Source organism: Mycobacterium sp. (assembly GCF_036273375.1).
Classification (GTDB): domain Bacteria; phylum Actinomycetota; class Actinomycetes; order Mycobacteriales; family Mycobacteriaceae; genus Mycobacterium.
Window position 1 is genome coordinate 15,791 of sequence record NZ_DASUHS010000209.1, and the last position, 17,433, is coordinate 33,223.

Genomic DNA, 17,433 nt, shown 5'->3' on the forward strand with positions numbered 1-17,433 from the left:
TCCTCCTCACCCCGTCCCGGGCTGCATCGTCGTCAGGCTGGGCCGGAGCACAGCAACGCGTCTGGGAGGATGGTTCGGTGCACGCCCACCTCGCCGCGACGACCTCACGAGAGGATTTCCGCCAGCTGGCAGCCGGGCACCGCGTGGTCCCGGTGACCCGCAAGGTGCTGGCCGACAGTGAGACGCCGTTGTCGGCCTACCGCAAACTCGCCGCCGACCGCCCGGGCACTTTTCTGCTGGAATCGGCCGAGCACGGCCGTTCCTGGTCGCGGTGGTCGTTCATCGGTGCGGGAGCGCCGTCGGCATTGACCGTGCGCGACGGTGAAGCCGTCTGGCTGGGCGTTGTGCCGCAAGACGCACCGACCGGGGGCGACCCGCTGCAGGCGCTGCGGGCCACGTGCGAGCTGCTGGACACCGGCCCGCTCCCGGGGCTGCCGCCGCTTTCGGGGGGCATGGTCGGATTCTTCGCCTATGACATGGTCCGGCGCCTGGAACGACTGCCTGAACTGGCGGTCGACGACCTCCAGCTCCCCGACATGTTGCTACTGCTGGCCACCGATGTGGCGGCGGTCGATCACCACGAGGGCACCATCACGCTTATCGCGAACGCCGTGAACTGGAACGGGACCGACGAGCGGGTCGACGAGGCCTACGACGACGCGATCGCCCGCCTCGACGTGATGACCGCGGCGCTGGGCCAGCCGTTGTCGTCCACCGTCGGCACGTTCGAGCGGCCCGAGCCGCGCTACCGCGCGCAGCGCAGCGTCGAGGAGTACGGAAAGATCGTCGACTACCTCGTCGACCAGATCGCCGCGGGCGAGGCCTTCCAAGTGGTGCCCTCGCAACGGTTCGAAATGGACACCCACGTCGATCCGATCGACGTGTACCGAATGTTGCGGGTCACCAACCCGAGCCCCTACATGTATCTGCTGCAGGTCCCGAATGACGCTGGCGGAACGGACTTTTCAATCGTCGGCTCCAGCCCCGAGGCGCTGGTCACCGTCGCCGACGGCACCGCGACCACCCATCCGATCGCCGGAACGCGGTGGCGCGGGGGCACCGACGAAGAGGACCAGCTGCTGGAGAAGGAGCTGTTGGCGGACGAGAAGGAACGCGCCGAGCACCTGATGCTGGTCGACCTGGGCCGCAACGACCTGGGCCGGGTCTGCGCGCCGGGCACCGTGCGCGTCGAGGACTACAGCCATATCGAACGCTATAGCCACGTCATGCACCTGGTGTCGACTGTGACCGGCACGCTCGGCGAGGGCCGTACCGCGCTGGACGCGGTGACCGCCTGCTTCCCGGCCGGCACGCTCTCGGGCGCACCTAAGGTCCGGGCCATGGAGCTCATCGAAGAGGTGGAGAAGACTCGCCGCGGCCTGTATGGCGGCGTGGTCGGCTACCTGGACTTCGCCGGCAACGCCGACTTCGCGATCGCCATTCGCACCGCTTTGATGCGCGACGGTACCGCCTACGTGCAATCCGGTGGTGGGGTAGTCGCGGACTCCAACGGCCCCTACGAGTACACCGAGGCGACCAACAAGGCCCGCGCGGTGCTCAGCGCGATCGCGGCCGCCGAGACGCTGACCGAACCCGCGGTCGATGAGTGAGGCCGGCGCTGACACCGGACGGCCGAAGAGCCGGTGGCTGATCCGAATTGCCCAGGTAGTGCTGGTGGTTGCCGCCGGGACGTTGTGGGTGGCCTCGCGCCTGCCGTGGGTCGTCATCCGGTCGTTCGACGGGTTGGGGCCGCCCAAACAGGTGACCTTGGCCGGCGCCGCGTGGTCGACGGCGCTGCTGCCGTTGGCGTTGCTCCTACTCGCCGCGGCCGTCGCCGCCATCGCCGTGCGGGGGTGGCTATTGCGCGCGCTCGCGGGCCTGCTGGCGGTAATCAGTCTGGCGGTCGGTTACCTCGGCGTCAGCCTGTGGGCGGTGCCCGACGTGGCGGTCCGCGGCGCGGAGCTGGCGCACGTCTCGGTGATGTCGCTGGTCGGGAGCGAGCGGCGGTACTGGGGCGCGGGCGTCACGGTAATCGCCGCGGCGTGCACCCTGTTTGCCGCCGTTTTACTCATGCGGTCCGCGTCGGACTCGGGGTCGGCCCGGTCGAGCGCCATAAAGTACGCGGCACCGGCGACGCGCCGGTCGATTGCGCGACGCGAACAGGCCGACGGGGCGATGCTGGAGGAGCCGGAGACGCCGGGAATGTCGGAGCGGATGATCTGGGACGCGCTTGACGAGGGACGCGACCCAACCGATCGGGCAGGCGAGTCTGACACCGAGGGTCGGTGACGGGCCGCAAGCCGTGGGCCGCTACCCTTCATTGACGTCGTCGCAATCGGCTGGGGACACGAAGTGGCCGTGGGATGACAGCGGGGCGACAGGGCGAAGGGAAACGACAGGCATGAGTCCGGCAACCGTGCTTGACTCCATCCTCGAGGGAGTCCGGGCCGACGTTGCCGCGCGCGAAGCGCTCATCAGCCTGTCAGAGATCAAAGCCGCCGCGGCGGCCGCGCCGCCGCCACGCGATGTGATGGCCGCCTTGCGCGAGCCTGGAATCGGCGTCATCGCCGAAGTCAAGCGCGCCAGCCCGTCGGCGGGTTCCCTGGCGACCATAGCCGATCCGGCCAAGCTGGCCCGCGCCTACGAAGATGGCGGCGCGCGCATCATCAGCGTCTTGACTGAGGAGCGCCGTTTCCACGGCTCGCTCGATGACCTCGACGCGGTTCGCGCGGCGGTCTCGATACCGATTCTGCGCAAAGACTTTGTCGTGCAGCCCTATCAGATTCACGAAGCGCGTGCGCACGGCGCCGACATGCTGCTGCTCATCGTCGCCGCGCTGGAGCAGTCGGCGTTGGTGTCGATGCTGGACCGCACCGAATCGCTGGGCATGACAGCGCTCGTCGAGGTGCACACCGAAGAGGAAGCGGACCGGGCGCTCAAGGCCGGGGCCAACGTAATCGGCGTCAACGCGCGCGATCTGGCGACACTGGAGGTGGACCGGGATTCCTTCGCGCGCATCGCTCCCGGGCTGCCCAGCAACGTGATCAGGATCGCCGAGTCCGGTGTGCGCGGTACCGGAGACCTGCTGGCTTATGCCGGTGCGGGCGCCGACGCCGTCTTGGTCGGCGAAGGCCTGGTCAAAAGCGGTGATCCACGCGCCGCGGTCGCCGACCTGGTTACCGCGGGCACCCATCCGTCCTGTCCGAAACCGGCTCGCTAGTCACTAGGTCACTCCAAAAGCCCCTGCGCTGATACGTTGAACCCATGAGCCATCCCCGCGTAGAGCCTTGGTGATGGTGGACCTGTCCCGCCCGGACCTTCCGCTCCCGAGCGCAGCCATCGCCGAACCCACCCGTCACGAACCCGATGCGGGTGGCCATTTCGGTGTGTACGGCGGGCGCTACGTCGCCGAGGCGTTGATGGCCGTGATCGAAGAGGTCACCGCCGCCTACGAGAAGGAACGTGTCAACCAGGATTTCCTGGACACCCTGGATTACTTGCAAACGAACTATGCGGGCCGACCGTCACCCCTGTATGAGGCCCCCCGGCTGTCCGAACAGGCCGGCGCCCGCATCTTCCTCAAGCGAGAAGACCTGAACCACACCGGTTCTCACAAAATCAACAACGTGCTCGGGCAGGCGTTGCTGGCCCAGCGGATGGGCAAGAAGCGGGTGATCGCCGAGACCGGGGCCGGCCAGCACGGCGTGGCGACCGCCACCGCGTGTGCCTTGTTCGGCCTCGAATGCGTCATCTACATGGGCGCCGTCGACACCGAGCGTCAGGCGCTCAACGTGGCTCGGATGCGCTTGCTGGGAGCCACGGTCGTCTCGGTCCAAAGCGGTTCGAAGACGCTCAAGGACGCCATCAATGAGGCGTTTCGGGATTGGGTTACCAATGCCGACAACACCTTCTACTGCTTCGGCACCGCGGCCGGGCCGCATCCGTTTCCCGCCATGGTGCGCGACTTTCAACGCATCATCGGCCTCGAGGCGCGCGCCCAGATTCAGGCCCAGGCGGGGCGGTTGCCCGACGCCGTGGTGGCCTGTATCGGTGGCGGTTCCAATGCCATCGGCATCTTCCACCCATTCATCGACGACCCGGACGTGCGGTTGATCGGATACGAGGCGGCCGGTGATGGTGTCGAAACCGGAAGGCACGCTGCGACATTCAGCGGCGGCTCACCCGGTGCGTTTCAGGGATCGTTCTCGTATCTGCTGCAGGACGAGGACGGACAGACCATCGAATCTCATTCCATCTCAGCGGGTCTCGATTACCCGGGAGTGGGTCCAGAGCATGCGCATCTGCGCGAGACGGGGCGCGCCGAATACCGTCCGATCACCGACTCCGAGGCAATGGATGCGTTCCGCGTCCTGTGCCGCACGGAGGGGATCATTCCGGCGATCGAATCGGCGCACGCGGTAGCCGGTGCTCTGAAATTAGGCCCCGAATTGGGGCGGGGCGCGATCATTGTGGTGAACCTGTCCGGGCGCGGCGACAAGGACGTCGAAACCGCCGCGAAATGGTTCGGGCTGTTGGGATCCAGCGATCGATGACGGTCAAACACAGCGAGACGGACAAGCTCGGGTCTATCTTCGATGGCTGCCGCAAAGACAACCGCGCGGCGCTGATCGGCTATCTGCCCACCGGTTACCCCGATGTGCCGACGTCGGTGAACGGGATGACCGCACTGGTCGAATCGGGTTGCGACATCATCGAAGTCGGGGTTCCCTATTCGGATCCCGGCATGGACGGCCCGACCATCGCCAAGGCCACCGAGATCGCGCTGCACGGGGGAGTGCGCGTTCGCGACACACTCGCCGCGGTCGAGGCGATCAGCGCGGCCGGCGGCCACGCCGTGGTGATGACCTACTGGAACCCGGTGGTGCGCTACGGGGTTGAGGCGTTCGCGCGGGATCTCGCATCGGCCGGCGGGTACGGCCTGATCACGCCCGATCTCATCCCGGATGAGGCCGGGCAGTGGTTGGCGGTCTCCGAGGAGTATCGGCTGAACCGGATCTTTCTCGTCGCGCCATCCTCGACACCGCAGCGGTTGGCGATGACGGTCGAGGCGTCGCGTGGCTTCGTCTACGCGGCGTCGACGATGGGCGTGACCGGGGCCCGTGACGTCGTGTCCAACGCGGCGCCCGAGCTGGTGAGCAGGGTCAGGGAGGTATCCGACATACCGGTTGGTGTCGGTCTGGGGGTGCGATCGCGAGAGCAGGCCGCCCAGATCGGCAGTTACGCCGACGGTGTCATTGTCGGGTCCGCGCTGGTGTCGGCACTGGGAGACGGGGGGTTGACTGCATTGCGTGCATTGACTGAGGAACTCGCCGCCGGTGTGCGGCAGAGGGCGGCCGCCTCGTGACGAAGCTACTGGCCTATTTCCCGAGCCCGTCGCAGGGTGTGTGGCACCTCGGGCCGCTGCCCATCCGGGCTTACGCGCTGTTCATCATCGCCGGCATTGTGGCCGCGTTGCTGATCGGTGACCGGCGCTGGGAAGCCCGCGGCGGCGAGCGCGGCGTGATCTACGACATCGCGCTGTGGGCCGTGCCGTTCGGGTTGATCGGTGGTCGGCTCTACCACCTGGCCACCGACTGGCGCACTTACTGGGGTCCCGGTGGCGCGGGACTCGGAGCGGCTGTGCGGATCTGGGACGGCGGCTTGGGCATCTGGGGCGCGGTAGCGCTCGGAGGCGTTGGCGCCTGGATCGGTTGCCGCCGGCGTGGCATTCCGCTTCCGGCGTTCGCCGACGCGCTGGCTCCGGGAATCATTCTGGCGCAGGCGATCGGTCGGCTCGGCAATTACTTCAACCAGGAGCTTTATGGCCGCGAAACCACGCTGCCGTGGGGCCTGGAGGTCTTCTACCGCCGAGACCCGTCGGGATACATCGACCCGCATTCGCTGGATGGCGTCTCGACTGGCCAGATCGCATTCGTGGTGCAGCCGACGTTTCTGTACGAATTGATCTGGAACGTCCTGGTTTTCGTCGCGTTGATCTACGCCGACCGGCGCTTAAATTTGGGCCACGGCCGACTGTTCGCTCTGTATGTGGCGGGCTATTGCGTGGGGCGGTTCTGTGTCGAGCTGCTGCGCGACGACACCGCCACCCACATCGCCGGCATCCGGATCAACTCGTTCACATCGACTTTCGTGTTCATCGGGGCCGTGGTGTATCTGATGGCGGCGCCAAAGGGCCGCGAAGATCCCGAGAGCCTGCGCGGCAACCAGTATCTCGACGAGGGAGCGGCCGACGCCGGGTCGGAGGATGAGCCCGCAACGGTGGCCGTCGCGACGGCTGCGGCGGGCGCTGTGGCCGCGGCCGACGCGCCGCCAGGCTCGGCGGACTCGGCGGAACCGCCCGCCGAGGTGGGGCCGAGCGATGCCGGGGCAGACGAGCCCGCGGCCGAAACGGAAGCCGAAGCGCCGGAAGCCGAGGCCGAAACCGAGGCCTTAGCCGGGGATTCCGAGTCGGACGAGCCCGTAGCCGAGGCTGAAGAGCTCGAGTCGGAACCGGAAGAGGCGGAGCCGGAAGAGGCGGAACCGGAAGAGGCGGAAGCGGAAGAGCCAGAGGCGGAAGAGTCAGAAGCCGAAGTCGAAGCCGAACAGTCCGAAGCGGAACCGGACGAGCCAGAAGCGGAAGCCGAAGCGGTAGCGGAGGATTCCGACGCCCAGGAGTCCGAAGCCGACAAGCCCGAGGCCCAAATCCAGGAACCGGAAGCGAAAGCCGCAGAGACCGAGGGCGATGAGCCGGAAGCCGAGGAACCGCGAACCGAGGCTGAAGACGAAGAACCGGAAGCCGCAACGGAAGACGAGCCCGTGGACGAGGATTCGGACGACGAACCTGTCGCCGAAACAGCCGAAACCCCCGAAGCTGAAACGGCCGACGTCGACTTGACGGCGGCCACCGAACCCGAACCCGAAAACCCCGTCGCTGAAGACTCCGCCGTAACGACCCCGGCCCAGCCTGAAGGCCGTCGGCGATGGGCCTCGCGATTGCGGAACCGCTTGCCGGGCCGCTAACCGCCGCCGTGCCCCGATTCGCACGGCGGAGCGCAACGGATCTGGCATGCTGAAAGCGTGACCAACGCAAGGTCAGCGGGTAGGTGATGCAACCTCATCCACCCGCGCACGCTCCGGGACAACCCCATCCGCACGGCCAGCGGCGTCATCGCCTCTTCATCGCGGCCGGTACCGGCGTGGCGCTGGGTGGCGCGCTCGGCTATGTCGCGCTAGCCGACCCACACAGCCCGAGTTCGATCTACCCGGCGTGTCCGTTCAAGTGGCTCACCGGCTGGAATTGCCCGTTTTGCGGTGGCCTGCGGATGACGCACGACCTGTTGCACGGTGACTTGATGGCCGGCATCCACGACAACGTCTTCGTGCTGGTAGGAATCCCGCTGCTGGCCGCATGGATGTTGGTGCGGCGCGCCCGCGGCAAGGGGTTGCCGTCCCGAGCGGCGTTGCTGACGGTCGTCGTCGCGACGATCGCTTGGACGGTGCTGCGTAACCTGCCCGCCTTCCCGTTGTTTCCCACCGTTCTTGGTGGGTGAAAGCACACTGCGCGGCGGCGGTTATGTGCGGGCCGCGGGGGGCACACACGACTATGCTGGGTCGGCGTGAGTAGACGCGGAAAGATCGTCTGCACCCTTGGCCCTGCGACCAGTTCGGATGACGCGATTCTGGCCCTGGTTGGGGCCGGGATGGACGTCGCCCGGTTGAACTTCAGCCACGGCGACTACGCCGATCACAAAGCCGCCTACGAGCGTGTGCGGTCCGCTTCCGACGCCACGGGCCGAGCCGTCGGCGTGCTCGCTGACCTGCAGGGCCCCAAGATCAGGCTGGGACGTTTCGCCACCGGGCCCACGTACTGGGCCGACGGCGAAACGGTGCGGATCACCGTCGCCGACTGCGAAGGCGACCACGACCGGGTGTCGACCACCTACAAGAAGTTGGCCGAGGACGCCGCCGTCGGTGACCGGATTCTGGTCGACGACGGCAAGGTCGGCCTGATCATCGACGGCATCGAGGGCGACGACGTCATCTGCACGGTCGACGAGGGTGGGCCGGTCAGCAACAACAAGGGAATCTCGCTGCCCGGCATGAACGTGTCCGCACCGGCCTTGTCGGAGAAGGACATCGAAGACCTCACCTTCGCGCTGGAACTCGGTGTCGACCTGGTCGCGCTCTCCTTCGTGCGTTCGCCAGCCGACGTCGAGTTGGTGCACGAGGTGATGGACCGCGTCGGCCGGCGGGTGCCGGTGATTGCGAAGCTGGAGAAGCCGGAGGCCGTCGACAATCTGGAAGCCATCGTGCTGGCCTTCGACGCGATCATGGTGGCCCGCGGCGACCTGGGCGTCGAACTGCCCTTGGAAGAAGTTCCGCTGGTGCAGAAGCGGGCCATCCAGATGGCCCGGGAGAACGCGAAACCGGTGATCGTTGCGACCCAGATGCTCGATTCGATGATCGAGAGCTCAAGGCCGACCCGGGCTGAGGCCTCTGATGTCGCCAACGCCGTCCTCGACGGCGCCGACGCGGTGATGCTGTCCGGGGAAACCTCGGTGGGCAAGTATCCGCTGGCGGCCGTTCGGACGATGGCGCGCATCATCTGCGCGGTCGAGGACAATTCCACGGCCGCGCCGCCGCTGACCCACGTGCCGCGCACCAAACGCGGGGTGATCTCCTACGCGGCCCGCGACATCGGCGAGCGGCTCGACGCCAAGGCACTGGTCGCATTCACCCAGTCCGGCGACACGGTCAAACGCCTCGCGCGCCTGCACACCCCGCTGCCGCTGCTCGCCTTCACCGCATGGCCCGAGGTGCGCAGCCAGCTGGCCATGACCTGGGGCACCGAGACGTTCATCGTCCCGATGATGACCTCTACCGACGGCATGATCCGCCAGGTCGACAAGTCGCTGCTGGAGCTCGGTCGCTACAAGCGTGGCGACCTAGTGGTCATCGTCGCCGGCGCGCCACCTGGCACAGTAGGGTCCACCAACCTCATCCATGTGCACCGGATCGGGGAGGACGACGTCTAACTAGAGGAGAAGGTGTGGCGGCCGGCTGTGAGTCTGAAGAGCCAGAAGAAGCCGCGACACAGACCCATTCGGATTTCGCGGAGCTGCTGGCGACACTCGACCTCGATCGTGTCGACGACGGCCTGTTCATCGGCTCGCATCCGAGCAAGAACCCGATGCGGACCTTCGGTGGCCAGCTGATGTCGCAGTCGTTCGTCGCGAGCAGTCGCAGCCTGCTTCGCGACGACCTGCCGCCGAGCGCGCTGTCGGTGCACTTCATCAACGGGGGCGACACCGGCAAGGACATCGAATTCCACGTGACCCGGCTGCGCGACGAGCGCCGCTTCGCCAATCGGCGCGTCGACGCGATGCAATCCGGCACGCTGCTGTCCTCGGCGCTGATCTCCTACATGGCCGGCGGCCGCGGCCTGGAACACGGCGTCGAGCCGCCGGAGGTGGCCGAGCCGCACACGCAGCCCACGATCGGCGAACTGTTGCGTGGCTACGAGGAGACGGTTCCGCACTTCGTCAATGCACTGCAGCCCATCGAATGGCGTTACACCAACGACCCGGCATGGGTGATGCGCACGAAGGGCGACCGGCTCCCGCACAATCGGGTCTGGGTCAAGGCCCTGGGCGACCTTCCCGACGACCCCTTATTGCACACGGCAACAATGGTGTATTCGTCGGACACCACGGTATTGGACTCGGTAATCACAACGCACGGTCTTTCCTGGGGATTCGACCGTATATTCGCCGCGTCGGCCAATCATTCCATTTGGTTTCACCGGCAGGTCAACTTCAACGACTGGGTGTTGTACTCCACATCGTCGCCGGTAGCAGCCGATTCGCGCGGGCTGGGCACCGGGCACTTCTTCGATCGGTCCGGGCAACCGCTGGCCACGGTGGTGCAAGAGGGCGTGCTCAAATACTTCCCTTCTTCGGGCCGTTAAACCGTGACCGAATAGCCGGGGAATCTTCCCGTCGAATTCGGCCCCGAAACGGTCATCTCCGGGCGTAGCTTTGACCTATCCGGGTATTTCGGTGCAGACAAGGTGTCGGCGCATCGGGAGGTGATTGTGAACGGGCCAGTGGTGGACGTCACGGTGGCAAGAACCCGCGCGCGCGAACGCGTTGTCGTGTCGGTCGATTCACTCGCGGCCCGCTTGATCGGTGCTCTGGCGCTGTTCTGCGCCGCATGCTGGTTCATCGGGATACTCGCCCGGCACCACACCCAGCCGAGCTGGGACTACACCGACCGGTTGGCCTGGTCGCTGACCGTGCTGGTGGCGGTGGCCTGGATGGCTCGCGGCATCTTCCTGGGTCGGCCCGTGACGACGATGCATGCCATCGCTGCCGCCCTTTTCGTGCTGGTCGGGCTGGGCCTGCATGTGCTGTCTTTCGATCTGTTTGGCGACATGGTGATCGCCGGCTCGGGCATGGTGTTGATGTGGCCGACGCCCTCATATCCTCGGCCCGGTGATCTGCCGCGGGTGTGGAAGTTGGTCAACTCGACCGGCGGCGACGCGATCGCGCCGTTCGCCATGCAGACCGGCAAGAGCTATCACTTCACCCCCGACGGCACCGCGGCGCTGGCTTACCGGACACGGATGGGAATCGCCGTGGTCGGCGGTGACCCGATCGGTGATGAGGCGCACTTCCCGGAACTGGTAGCCGATTTCGCCGCTACCTGCCACACCCACGGATGGCGCATCGCCGTGGTGGGGTGTGGCGAGCGGCGGCTGAGCCTGTGGAACGATTCGACGATACTGGGACAATCGTTGCGGCCCATACCGATTGGCCGCGATGTAGTGGTCGACGTGCCCGGCTTCGATATGGTGGGCCGCAAGTTCCGCAACCTGCGTCAAGCGGTGCAACGCACCCACAACTGCGGTGTGACAACCGAAATCGTGGCCGAGCAGGAACTCGACGACAAGCTGCTGGGCGAACTGACCGAGGTGGTGCGGGAGTCATCCAAGGGGGCCCACGCCGACCGCGGATTCCACATGAACCTCGACGGCGTCCTGGAAGGCCGATTCCCCGGAATCCAGCTGATCATCGCGAGGGACAAAGCGGGCACCGTGCAGGCGTTTCACCGGTACGCCACGGCGGGCGCGGGTAGTGACATCACCCTCGACGTGCCGTGGCGCCGGCGCAGTGCCCCCAACGGACTTGACGAGCGGCTCAGTGTCGACATGATCATGGCGGGCAAAGAGACTGGGGCGCAGCGGGTATCGCTTGCATTCGCCGCGTTCCCCGAGATTTTCGACGACAAGAACCGCGGCTGGACCCAGCGCGTCTTCTATCGGTTGACCCACGTTCTCGATCCGTTGATCGCCCTCGAGTCGTTGTACCGGTATCTACGCAAGTGGCATGCCCTTGGCGCCCGGCGCTACGCGGTTATCTCCATGATGCAGATCATCCCGTTATTGTTCGTGCTGTTGTCGCTGGAGTTCATGCCGCGCCGGCGACACCTCTGAGTGCGCCTGCGTCTGCTTGTCATCGAGGTCTAATTGCCGACAGCCCAGCCCCTCGGGCAGATGGTGAGTCGCCACCACCACCGTCCGCTGGGGAGAAATCAACCCCGAGTGCGGGTCCAACAGACCTCGCAAAATCTGTTCCGCGTCGGTGGCATCGAGGTGTTCGGTGGGCTCGTCGAGCAGCACGATCCCCGCGGGCGAGATCACCGCCCGGGCGAGCAATAGCCTTCTGCGCTGGCCGGCCGAAAGGGCTTGCGCCCCACCGGTGAGCACCGTGGACAAACCGTCGGGCAGACCGGCGATCCACGCGTGCAGGCCGACCGCTTCCAGTGCTGCCGTCAATTCGTCGTCGGGGCAGTCTCCCCGCGCGACCAACAGGTTGTCGCGAATGGTGGTGGCAAAGATATGGGCGTCTTCGGCGAAAAAGCCGATCGCGCCGCGCAAATCGCCTTCGTCGAACTCGCTCACGTCGGTATCGTCCAGCCTCACCCGCCCGTCCAGTGGCGGCAGCAGGCCGGCCAGCGTCATCAGCAGGGTCGTCTTCCCGGAGCCGCTGGCACCGGTGACGCCCAGCCGCGCGCCCGGCGCCAGGTCCACCTTGATGCGGGTCGAGCGTGCCGCATCGTCGTGACCCGAACGCACGTCCGCGGACAATTCCGCGCACGCGGGAGGAGCCCCCGAGCGAGTGGGCGCGCTCGCCGTCGCGTTCCCGGGCCCGGGCGGGCTCAGTTCGAGCAGTCGGCGCGCGACGATCCGCGACCGGGTCAGTTGAACGGCGGCGGCCGGCAACGGCGTCATCGCCTCGAAGGCCGACAACGGAAGCAGCATCAGCACGGCCAGCGTGGTGGGCGCGACCGCGTGCGCCAACCCAATCCCGGACACCACCGCGCCCAGCACGCTGGCCCCGATCGCCGCGGTGGGCATCGCCTCGGCAATGGCGGCCGGCTTGGCCGCGGCGTCCAGCGCATCGCCCCAAGCGCGTTGGCGGCGTTGTGATTCGGCGATGATATCGGGAAGCAGACCGGCCACCCGGAGCTCGGACGCGTGTTCGAGGGCGATCATGGCCGACGTGTCACGCCCCGAATGATGCTGCCGGGCAAGGTCTTCCTGCGTAGCGGCGGCGCGACCTGCGAGCCGGGGAGCGACAAACCCGGCGATCAGCAGGCAGATGGCGAGCACGACGGCCGCCGACGGTGAGATGGCACCGACGACCGCAGTTGCCGCCAGCGCGAGCACCATTGCGACGCCGATCGGCACCAGGGCGCGCACCAGGACGTTGGCCAGCTCGTCGACGTCAGCGCCGACCCGGGCCACCAGTTCACCGCTGTGCAACCGGATGGAGGCCGCCGCCGGTCCGCGCGCCAGCCGCTGGTAGATCTGTACCCGCGCGGTGGCGGCCGCGCGCAGGGCCGTGTCGTGGGTGGCCAGTCGTTCGCAGTAGTGCAGCACACCCCGCGAGATCGCGAACATGCGAACCGCGACCGCCGCCACCGACAGGTCCAGCACGGGCGGCATCTGCCAGGCCCGGGTGATCAGCCATGCCGAAACCCCGGCCAAGGCCAGTGCACTGCTTAGCGAGAGCACGCCGAGCCCAATCGCCGCCAGCACGCGGGGCAGCCGCGGGCGCAGCAGGTCGGCGGCGGCCAGCAGGAGCCCAGCGCGGCGACGCGACGCTGAATCAGGCCGGTGCATAACGCACCCCCCGCTCGGCGACGACTTCGATGACCTGGTCGCCGATGGCCAGCACGGGCGCACGGTGGCCGACGACGATCACGGTCGCACCGGCCCGCGCCCGCTCGACGACGGCCCGCAAGACGCGTTCCTCGGTGGCTGCATCAAGGTGCGCCGTCGGCTCGTCGAGCAACAGCACGGCGGCCGTCGACCCGAGCGCCCGGGCCAGACCCAGCCGTTGTCGTTGTCCCAGTGACAACCCGACACCGCCGCGCCCGAGCGCGGTGCTGCCCGCATCGGGCAGCTCGGCCAATACCGCGTCGAACCCGGCATCGGCACAAGCCTTTTCGGCGTCTTCGAGGTTCCCGAGCAGCCTCAGGTTTTCAGCGACGGTGCCCGGCACGAGCACCGGGCGTTGCGGAAGCCAGGACAGCTGCGCCCACCATCGGGTCGGCTCCAGGTCGGCGACGTCGACGCCGTCCACGACGACCCGGCCCGACGAGGGCGCGCTGATGCCGGCGATCGCCTGCAGGGTGGTGCTCTTGCCGGCACCGTTGCGTCCGGTCAGCACCGTAACCGACCCGGGTTCGATGACCGCGCTCAGATCGCGCGGCGCCTGGCCGTCGCGGCCGTCCACTCTCAGATGCTCGAGGCGAATCCGCGCGCCGCGCGCGGTGACCGTCTGAGTCCTGGCCTTCGACGCGATCGGCTCGCCGATGAGGGCGAACGCCGCTCCGGCGGCGGTCCTGCCGTCCTGCGCGGCGTGAAATTCCACCCCGATGCGGCGCAGCGGCCAGTAGACGTCCGGCGCCAGTAGCAGGACCGTCAAACCGGTGGTCAGGGGCATCTCGCCGAACACCAGTCGAAGGCCTATCCCGACGGCGATCAACGCCACCCCGAGCGTGGCCAACAGTTCCAGCACCAAGGCCGACAAGAAGGCGATCCGCAGCGTCGCCATGGCCGAACGGCGGTGCGCGGCAGCCAGTTCGGCGATGCGGTGCTCGGGCCCGGAGCTGCGCCCCAGCGCGCGCAGGGTGGGGATGCCGGCGATCAGGTCCAGCAACCGGGCGTGCAGCGTCGTCATCGCGGCCAGCGCCGCGGCCGACCGGTCAGCGGTTGCGAGTCCGATCAGCACCATGAAGATCGGTATCAGTGGCAGCGTGATCGCCACGACCACCGCCGATTTCAGGTCGTAGGCCGCTATCACGGCGACGGTGGCCGGGGTCAGGATCGCGGCCAGCAGCAACGTCGGCAGGTAGCCGGTGAAATAGGGGCGTAAGCCATCCAGCCCGCGGGTGACCACGACGACGGCGGAGTCGCGTTGCTTCGCGAGTTCACTGGGTTGCCTGGCGGTCACCGTGGCAAGCACCTGCCCGGACAGATCGGCGATGACCGCGCTGGCTCCGCGTTGCCCCAACCGGGCCTGAAGCCAATGCACCAACGCGCGGACTAGCCAAAGCGCCAACAGGATCGACAGCGGAGCCAAAAAAGCGTGCAAGCTCCGGGCGGCGGGGTCCCCGACGGCGCGGGCGACGATGCTCGCCAAGACGATCGCCGAGCCGATCGCGCAGCCGGAGATCAGCACGCCGCAGCCCACCACGGCGACCAGGTAGCGGCGCAGAGCCGCCGACGCCCGCCACAGTCTCGGGTCCAGGGGCGCCCGGCTGGTACGTTCCGTACCGCTCAGGACGCGCGCCTTGCCAGGCCGACGGGCGCGGGTATCCGGTCGGCCGAGATCCGTTGCCGGAATATCCAATACGACCAGGCTTGGTAGATCACCGTCAGCGGAGCCATGAACGCCGTCACCCACGTCATCACTTTGAGGGTGTAGTGGGTGGAGGAGGCGTTGTAGATGGTCAGGCTCCATTGCTTGTCCAGCGTGGAGGGCACCAGGTTCGGATACAGCGAGGCGAAGAGAAGGATCACGACGGCCGCGACCACCAGTGCGACGCAGGTGAACGCCCAGCCGTCGGAGGCGCGCCGCCACACCAGCAGCACTGCCGCCAGTTGCGCCGCCACCGCAACGGCCAGCACCAACCAGCTCCAGCCCTTGCCATGAGCCAGCTGCGTCCAAAGTCCAAAGGCCGCAACCAGTCCGGTGACGGGAAGCGATAACCAGACGCCGAATCGGTACGCGTCGTCGCGGATTGCGCCGGAGGTCTTCAACGCGACGAACGTCGCTCCGTAGAACAAGAACAACCCGGCGGTGGCCAAGCCGCCCAGCACCGTGTAGGCGTTGAGCACATCGGTGATCGAGAGGTGAATGTGGCCGTTCGCCTCTACCGGGAGTCCACGCACCAGGATGGCGAACGCAACACCCCACAAGACGGCCGGCAGCCACGACCCGGCCGCGATGCCGACGTCGGCCCAGCCGCGCCATCTGGTGTCATCGATCTTGCCGCGCCACTCGATCGCCACCGCGCGCACGATCATGCCGAACAGGATCGCCAACAGTGGCAGGTAAAGCGTGGAGAACACGGTGGCGTACCAGCCGGGGAAGGCGGCGAACATGGCCGCGCCACCGACGATCAGCCAAACCTCGTTACCGTCCCACACCGGTCCGATGGTGTTGAGCGCCGTGCGGCGCAGCGGTTCGGGCTCACCGATGCCGATGCGTGCGAACGGCTCCATCAACATGCCCACGCCGAAGTCGAAGCCCTCGAGGATGAAGAATCCCAGGAACAGCACTGCGATGATGCCGAACCACAACTCCTGCAGTCCCACCGTCTCAACTCCTTTCGGTGTCGGTAAGCCCTCGTCAGTACGCGAAGGACAGAGGTGCCACCTCGTCATCGCTGGGCGCCTGTGGGGGAGCGGGTTCCGCGTCGTGTTCCAGCGGCCCTTCGACGACGTAGCGCTTGAGCAAGAAGAACCAGAGGACCGCGAGCACCGCGTAGACGAGGGTGAAGGTCACCAGCGAGGTGATAACCATGCCGGGCACGTGATTCGACACCCCTTCGCGGACCGTCATCCGAATCGATTGGTCCCCAGTGGGATTGGGTGCCACCACCCATGGCTGGCGGCCCATCTCGGTGAATACCCACCCCGAAATGTTGGCGAGAAACGGCGTGGGAATGGTGAGCAGCGCGAACCAGGACATCCAGCGGCTCTCGGGTGTTCGCCCGCCGCGGGTAACCCAAAGTACGGTCAGGGCGAACAACACTGGGATCACCAGGAATCCGATCATCGCCCGGAAGGACCAGTACGTGACGAACAGGTTCGGCCGATAGTCGTCGGGTCCGAAGCGCTGCTGGTACTCCTGTTGCAACTCGTCGACCCCGCGCAGCGTCACGCCGCTGAACTTGCCCTCGGCCAGGAACGGCAGCACGTAGTGCACCTTGATGACTTCGGCAACGCTGCCGCAGTTGTTGTGCGTTCCGATCGTCAGCACGGAGAAATCGGGGTCGGTCTGCGTATGACACAACGCCTCGGCCGAGGCCATCTTCATCGGCTGCTGCACGAACATCAGCTTGCCCTGACGGTCACCGGTGAAGAACAGGCCGACAGTGGCGAGCAGCACCACGCCGCAGCCCAGGATGGCCGCCGGGCGAAACACGGTGCGGGCATCGATTTGTGCTTCGGGCCTGGCCGACCCGGGCGGGCGTGAGCGCACCATCCACCAAGCGCTGACTGCGGCGACGAACGTGCCCGCGACCAGCAGCGCCCCGGTCACGGTGTGTGAAAACGCCGCTTGCGCAGTGTTATTGGACAGCAGGGCGAAGATGTCGTCCAGCTCGGCGCGTCGCGTCGCCGGGTTGTAGTGCGCGCCGACCGGGTGCTGCATGAACGAGTTCGCCGCGATGATGAAGAACGCCGACGCGTTGACGCCGAACGCAACGATCCAGATGCAGGCAAGGTGTATCAGTTTCGGCAGTCTGCTCCAGCCGAAGATCCACAACCCGATGAATGTGGACTCGAAGAAGAAAGCGAACAAGCCCTCCATCGCCAGGGGCGCACCGAAGATGTCGCCGACGAACTTCGAGTACTCCGACCAGTTCATCCCGAACTGAAATTCTTGGACGATCCCGGTCGCCACGCCGATGGCGAAGTTGATCAGGAACAGCTTGCCGAAGAACTTGGTCAGTCGGTACCAGGCGGTATTACCGGTGGCCACCCACACCGTTTGCATGATGGCGATCAGGGGCGCCAAACCGATGGTGAGCGGCACGAAGATGAAGTGGTAGACGGTAGTGATACCGAACTGCCACCGCGAAATATCGACGACATTCATCTGTCATCTCCCGAGACTGCGGAGGGCCGATCAACGG

The 17,433-nt window shown here is 66.9% G+C and carries 14 protein-coding genes; 10 read left to right on the top strand and 4 right to left on the bottom strand.

Annotated features, from left to right (window positions below; translation table 11 throughout):
* Positions 1 to 77: 77 nt before the first annotated feature.
* The 10 genes from VFW69_RS18835 (at position 78) to VFW69_RS18880 (ending at position 11,494) form a co-directional block, all read left to right on the top strand.
* Positions 78 to 1,610: an anthranilate synthase component I gene (locus VFW69_RS18835; RefSeq protein WP_526503371.1), complete on the top strand. Its 1,533-nt coding sequence runs from the start codon at positions 78 to 80 to the stop codon at positions 1,608 to 1,610.
* Entirely contained in the window at positions 1,603 to 2,289 is a 687-nt protein-coding gene (locus VFW69_RS18840; RefSeq protein ID WP_526503373.1) for a TIGR02234 family membrane protein, read from the top strand. Before VFW69_RS18835 ends, VFW69_RS18840 begins: the two co-directional genes overlap by 8 nt.
* Before the next feature lie 112 nt (positions 2,290 to 2,401).
* Positions 2,402 to 3,220, top strand: coding sequence for an indole-3-glycerol phosphate synthase TrpC (gene trpC, locus VFW69_RS18845; RefSeq protein WP_526503375.1), 819 nt, complete (start codon positions 2,402 to 2,404; stop codon positions 3,218 to 3,220).
* Between the two features lie 73 nt (positions 3,221 to 3,293).
* Positions 3,294 to 4,553, top strand: a complete 1,260-nt coding sequence (gene trpB, locus VFW69_RS18850; RefSeq protein WP_526503377.1) for a tryptophan synthase subunit beta — start codon at positions 3,294 to 3,296, stop codon at positions 4,551 to 4,553.
* A complete protein-coding gene (gene trpA / locus VFW69_RS18855; protein WP_526503379.1) occupies positions 4,550 to 5,365 on the top strand; it encodes a tryptophan synthase subunit alpha in 816 nt (271 codons plus the stop codon). Before trpB ends, trpA begins: the two co-directional genes overlap by 4 nt.
* Entirely contained in the window at positions 5,362 to 7,020 is a 1,659-nt protein-coding gene (locus tag VFW69_RS18860) for a prolipoprotein diacylglyceryl transferase (RefSeq protein ID WP_526503382.1), read from the top strand. The genes trpA and VFW69_RS18860 overlap by 4 nt, the downstream gene beginning before the upstream one ends.
* Before the next feature lie 86 nt (positions 7,021 to 7,106).
* The gene (locus VFW69_RS18865) at positions 7,107 to 7,550 is read left to right on the top strand and encodes a DUF2752 domain-containing protein (RefSeq protein ID WP_526503426.1); all 444 of its coding nucleotides are present in this window, start codon (positions 7,107 to 7,109) and stop codon (positions 7,548 to 7,550) included.
* Between the two features lie 66 nt (positions 7,551 to 7,616).
* Positions 7,617 to 9,035 carry a pyruvate kinase gene (pyk, locus tag VFW69_RS18870; protein WP_526503384.1) on the top strand — a complete coding sequence of 473 codons (1,419 nt, stop codon included), beginning with the start codon at positions 7,617 to 7,619 and terminating at the stop codon, positions 9,033 to 9,035.
* 14 nt (positions 9,036 to 9,049) lie between these two features.
* Positions 9,050 to 9,967 (top strand): acyl-CoA thioesterase II, encoded by a 918-nt coding sequence (locus VFW69_RS18875; protein WP_526503386.1) that lies wholly within the window; start codon positions 9,050 to 9,052, stop codon positions 9,965 to 9,967.
* A 126-nt stretch (positions 9,968 to 10,093) separates the two neighbouring features.
* A complete protein-coding gene (locus VFW69_RS18880; RefSeq protein ID WP_526503388.1) occupies positions 10,094 to 11,494 on the top strand; it encodes a phosphatidylglycerol lysyltransferase domain-containing protein in 1,401 nt (466 codons plus the stop codon).
* On the opposite strand, the gene cydC is transcribed toward VFW69_RS18880, so the two are convergent.
* The 4 genes from cydC to VFW69_RS18900 all read right to left on the bottom strand — a co-directional run bounded on the left by cydC (position 11,441) and on the right by VFW69_RS18900 (position 17,396).
* Positions 11,441 to 13,186, bottom strand: coding sequence for a thiol reductant ABC exporter subunit CydC (gene cydC, locus VFW69_RS18885; RefSeq protein ID WP_526503390.1), 1,746 nt, complete (start codon positions 13,184 to 13,186; stop codon positions 11,441 to 11,443). The genes VFW69_RS18880 and cydC overlap by 54 nt on opposite strands.
* Entirely contained in the window at positions 13,173 to 14,786 is a 1,614-nt protein-coding gene (gene cydD / locus VFW69_RS18890; protein WP_526503428.1) for a thiol reductant ABC exporter subunit CydD, read from the bottom strand. Before cydD ends, cydC begins: the two co-directional genes overlap by 14 nt.
* A 62-nt stretch (positions 14,787 to 14,848) precedes the next feature.
* The gene (gene cydB, locus VFW69_RS18895; RefSeq protein ID WP_526503392.1) at positions 14,849 to 15,889 is read right to left on the bottom strand and encodes a cytochrome d ubiquinol oxidase subunit II; all 1,041 of its coding nucleotides are present in this window, start codon (positions 15,887 to 15,889) and stop codon (positions 14,849 to 14,851) included.
* A gap of 34 nt (positions 15,890 to 15,923) precedes the next feature.
* Positions 15,924 to 17,396 (bottom strand): cytochrome ubiquinol oxidase subunit I, encoded by a 1,473-nt coding sequence (locus tag VFW69_RS18900; RefSeq protein ID WP_526503394.1) that lies wholly within the window; start codon positions 17,394 to 17,396, stop codon positions 15,924 to 15,926.
* Positions 17,397 to 17,433: the final 37 nt, after the last annotated feature.

What these genes read in the sequence shown, in the direction of transcription:
- VFW69_RS18840 (WP_526503373.1), top strand. Translation starts at nt 1,603, where the DNA reads ATGAGTGAGGCCGGCGCTGACACCGGACGGCCGAAGAGCCGGTGGCTG.
- trpC (WP_526503375.1), top strand. Translation starts at nt 2,402, where the DNA reads ATGAGTCCGGCAACCGTGCTTGACTCCATCCTCGAGGGAGTCCGGGCC.
- trpB (WP_526503377.1), top strand. Translation starts at nt 3,294, where the DNA reads ATGGTGGACCTGTCCCGCCCGGACCTTCCGCTCCCGAGCGCAGCCATC.
- trpA (WP_526503379.1), top strand. Translation starts at nt 4,550, where the DNA reads ATGACGGTCAAACACAGCGAGACGGACAAGCTCGGGTCTATCTTCGAT.
- VFW69_RS18865 (WP_526503426.1), top strand. Translation starts at nt 7,107, where the DNA reads ATGCAACCTCATCCACCCGCGCACGCTCCGGGACAACCCCATCCGCAC.
- cydC (WP_526503390.1), bottom strand. Translation starts at nt 13,186, where the DNA reads ATGCACCGGCCTGATTCAGCGTCGCGTCGCCGCGCTGGGCTCCTGCTG.
- VFW69_RS18900 (WP_526503394.1), bottom strand. Translation starts at nt 17,396, where the DNA reads ATGAATGTCGTCGATATTTCGCGGTGGCAGTTCGGTATCACTACCGTC.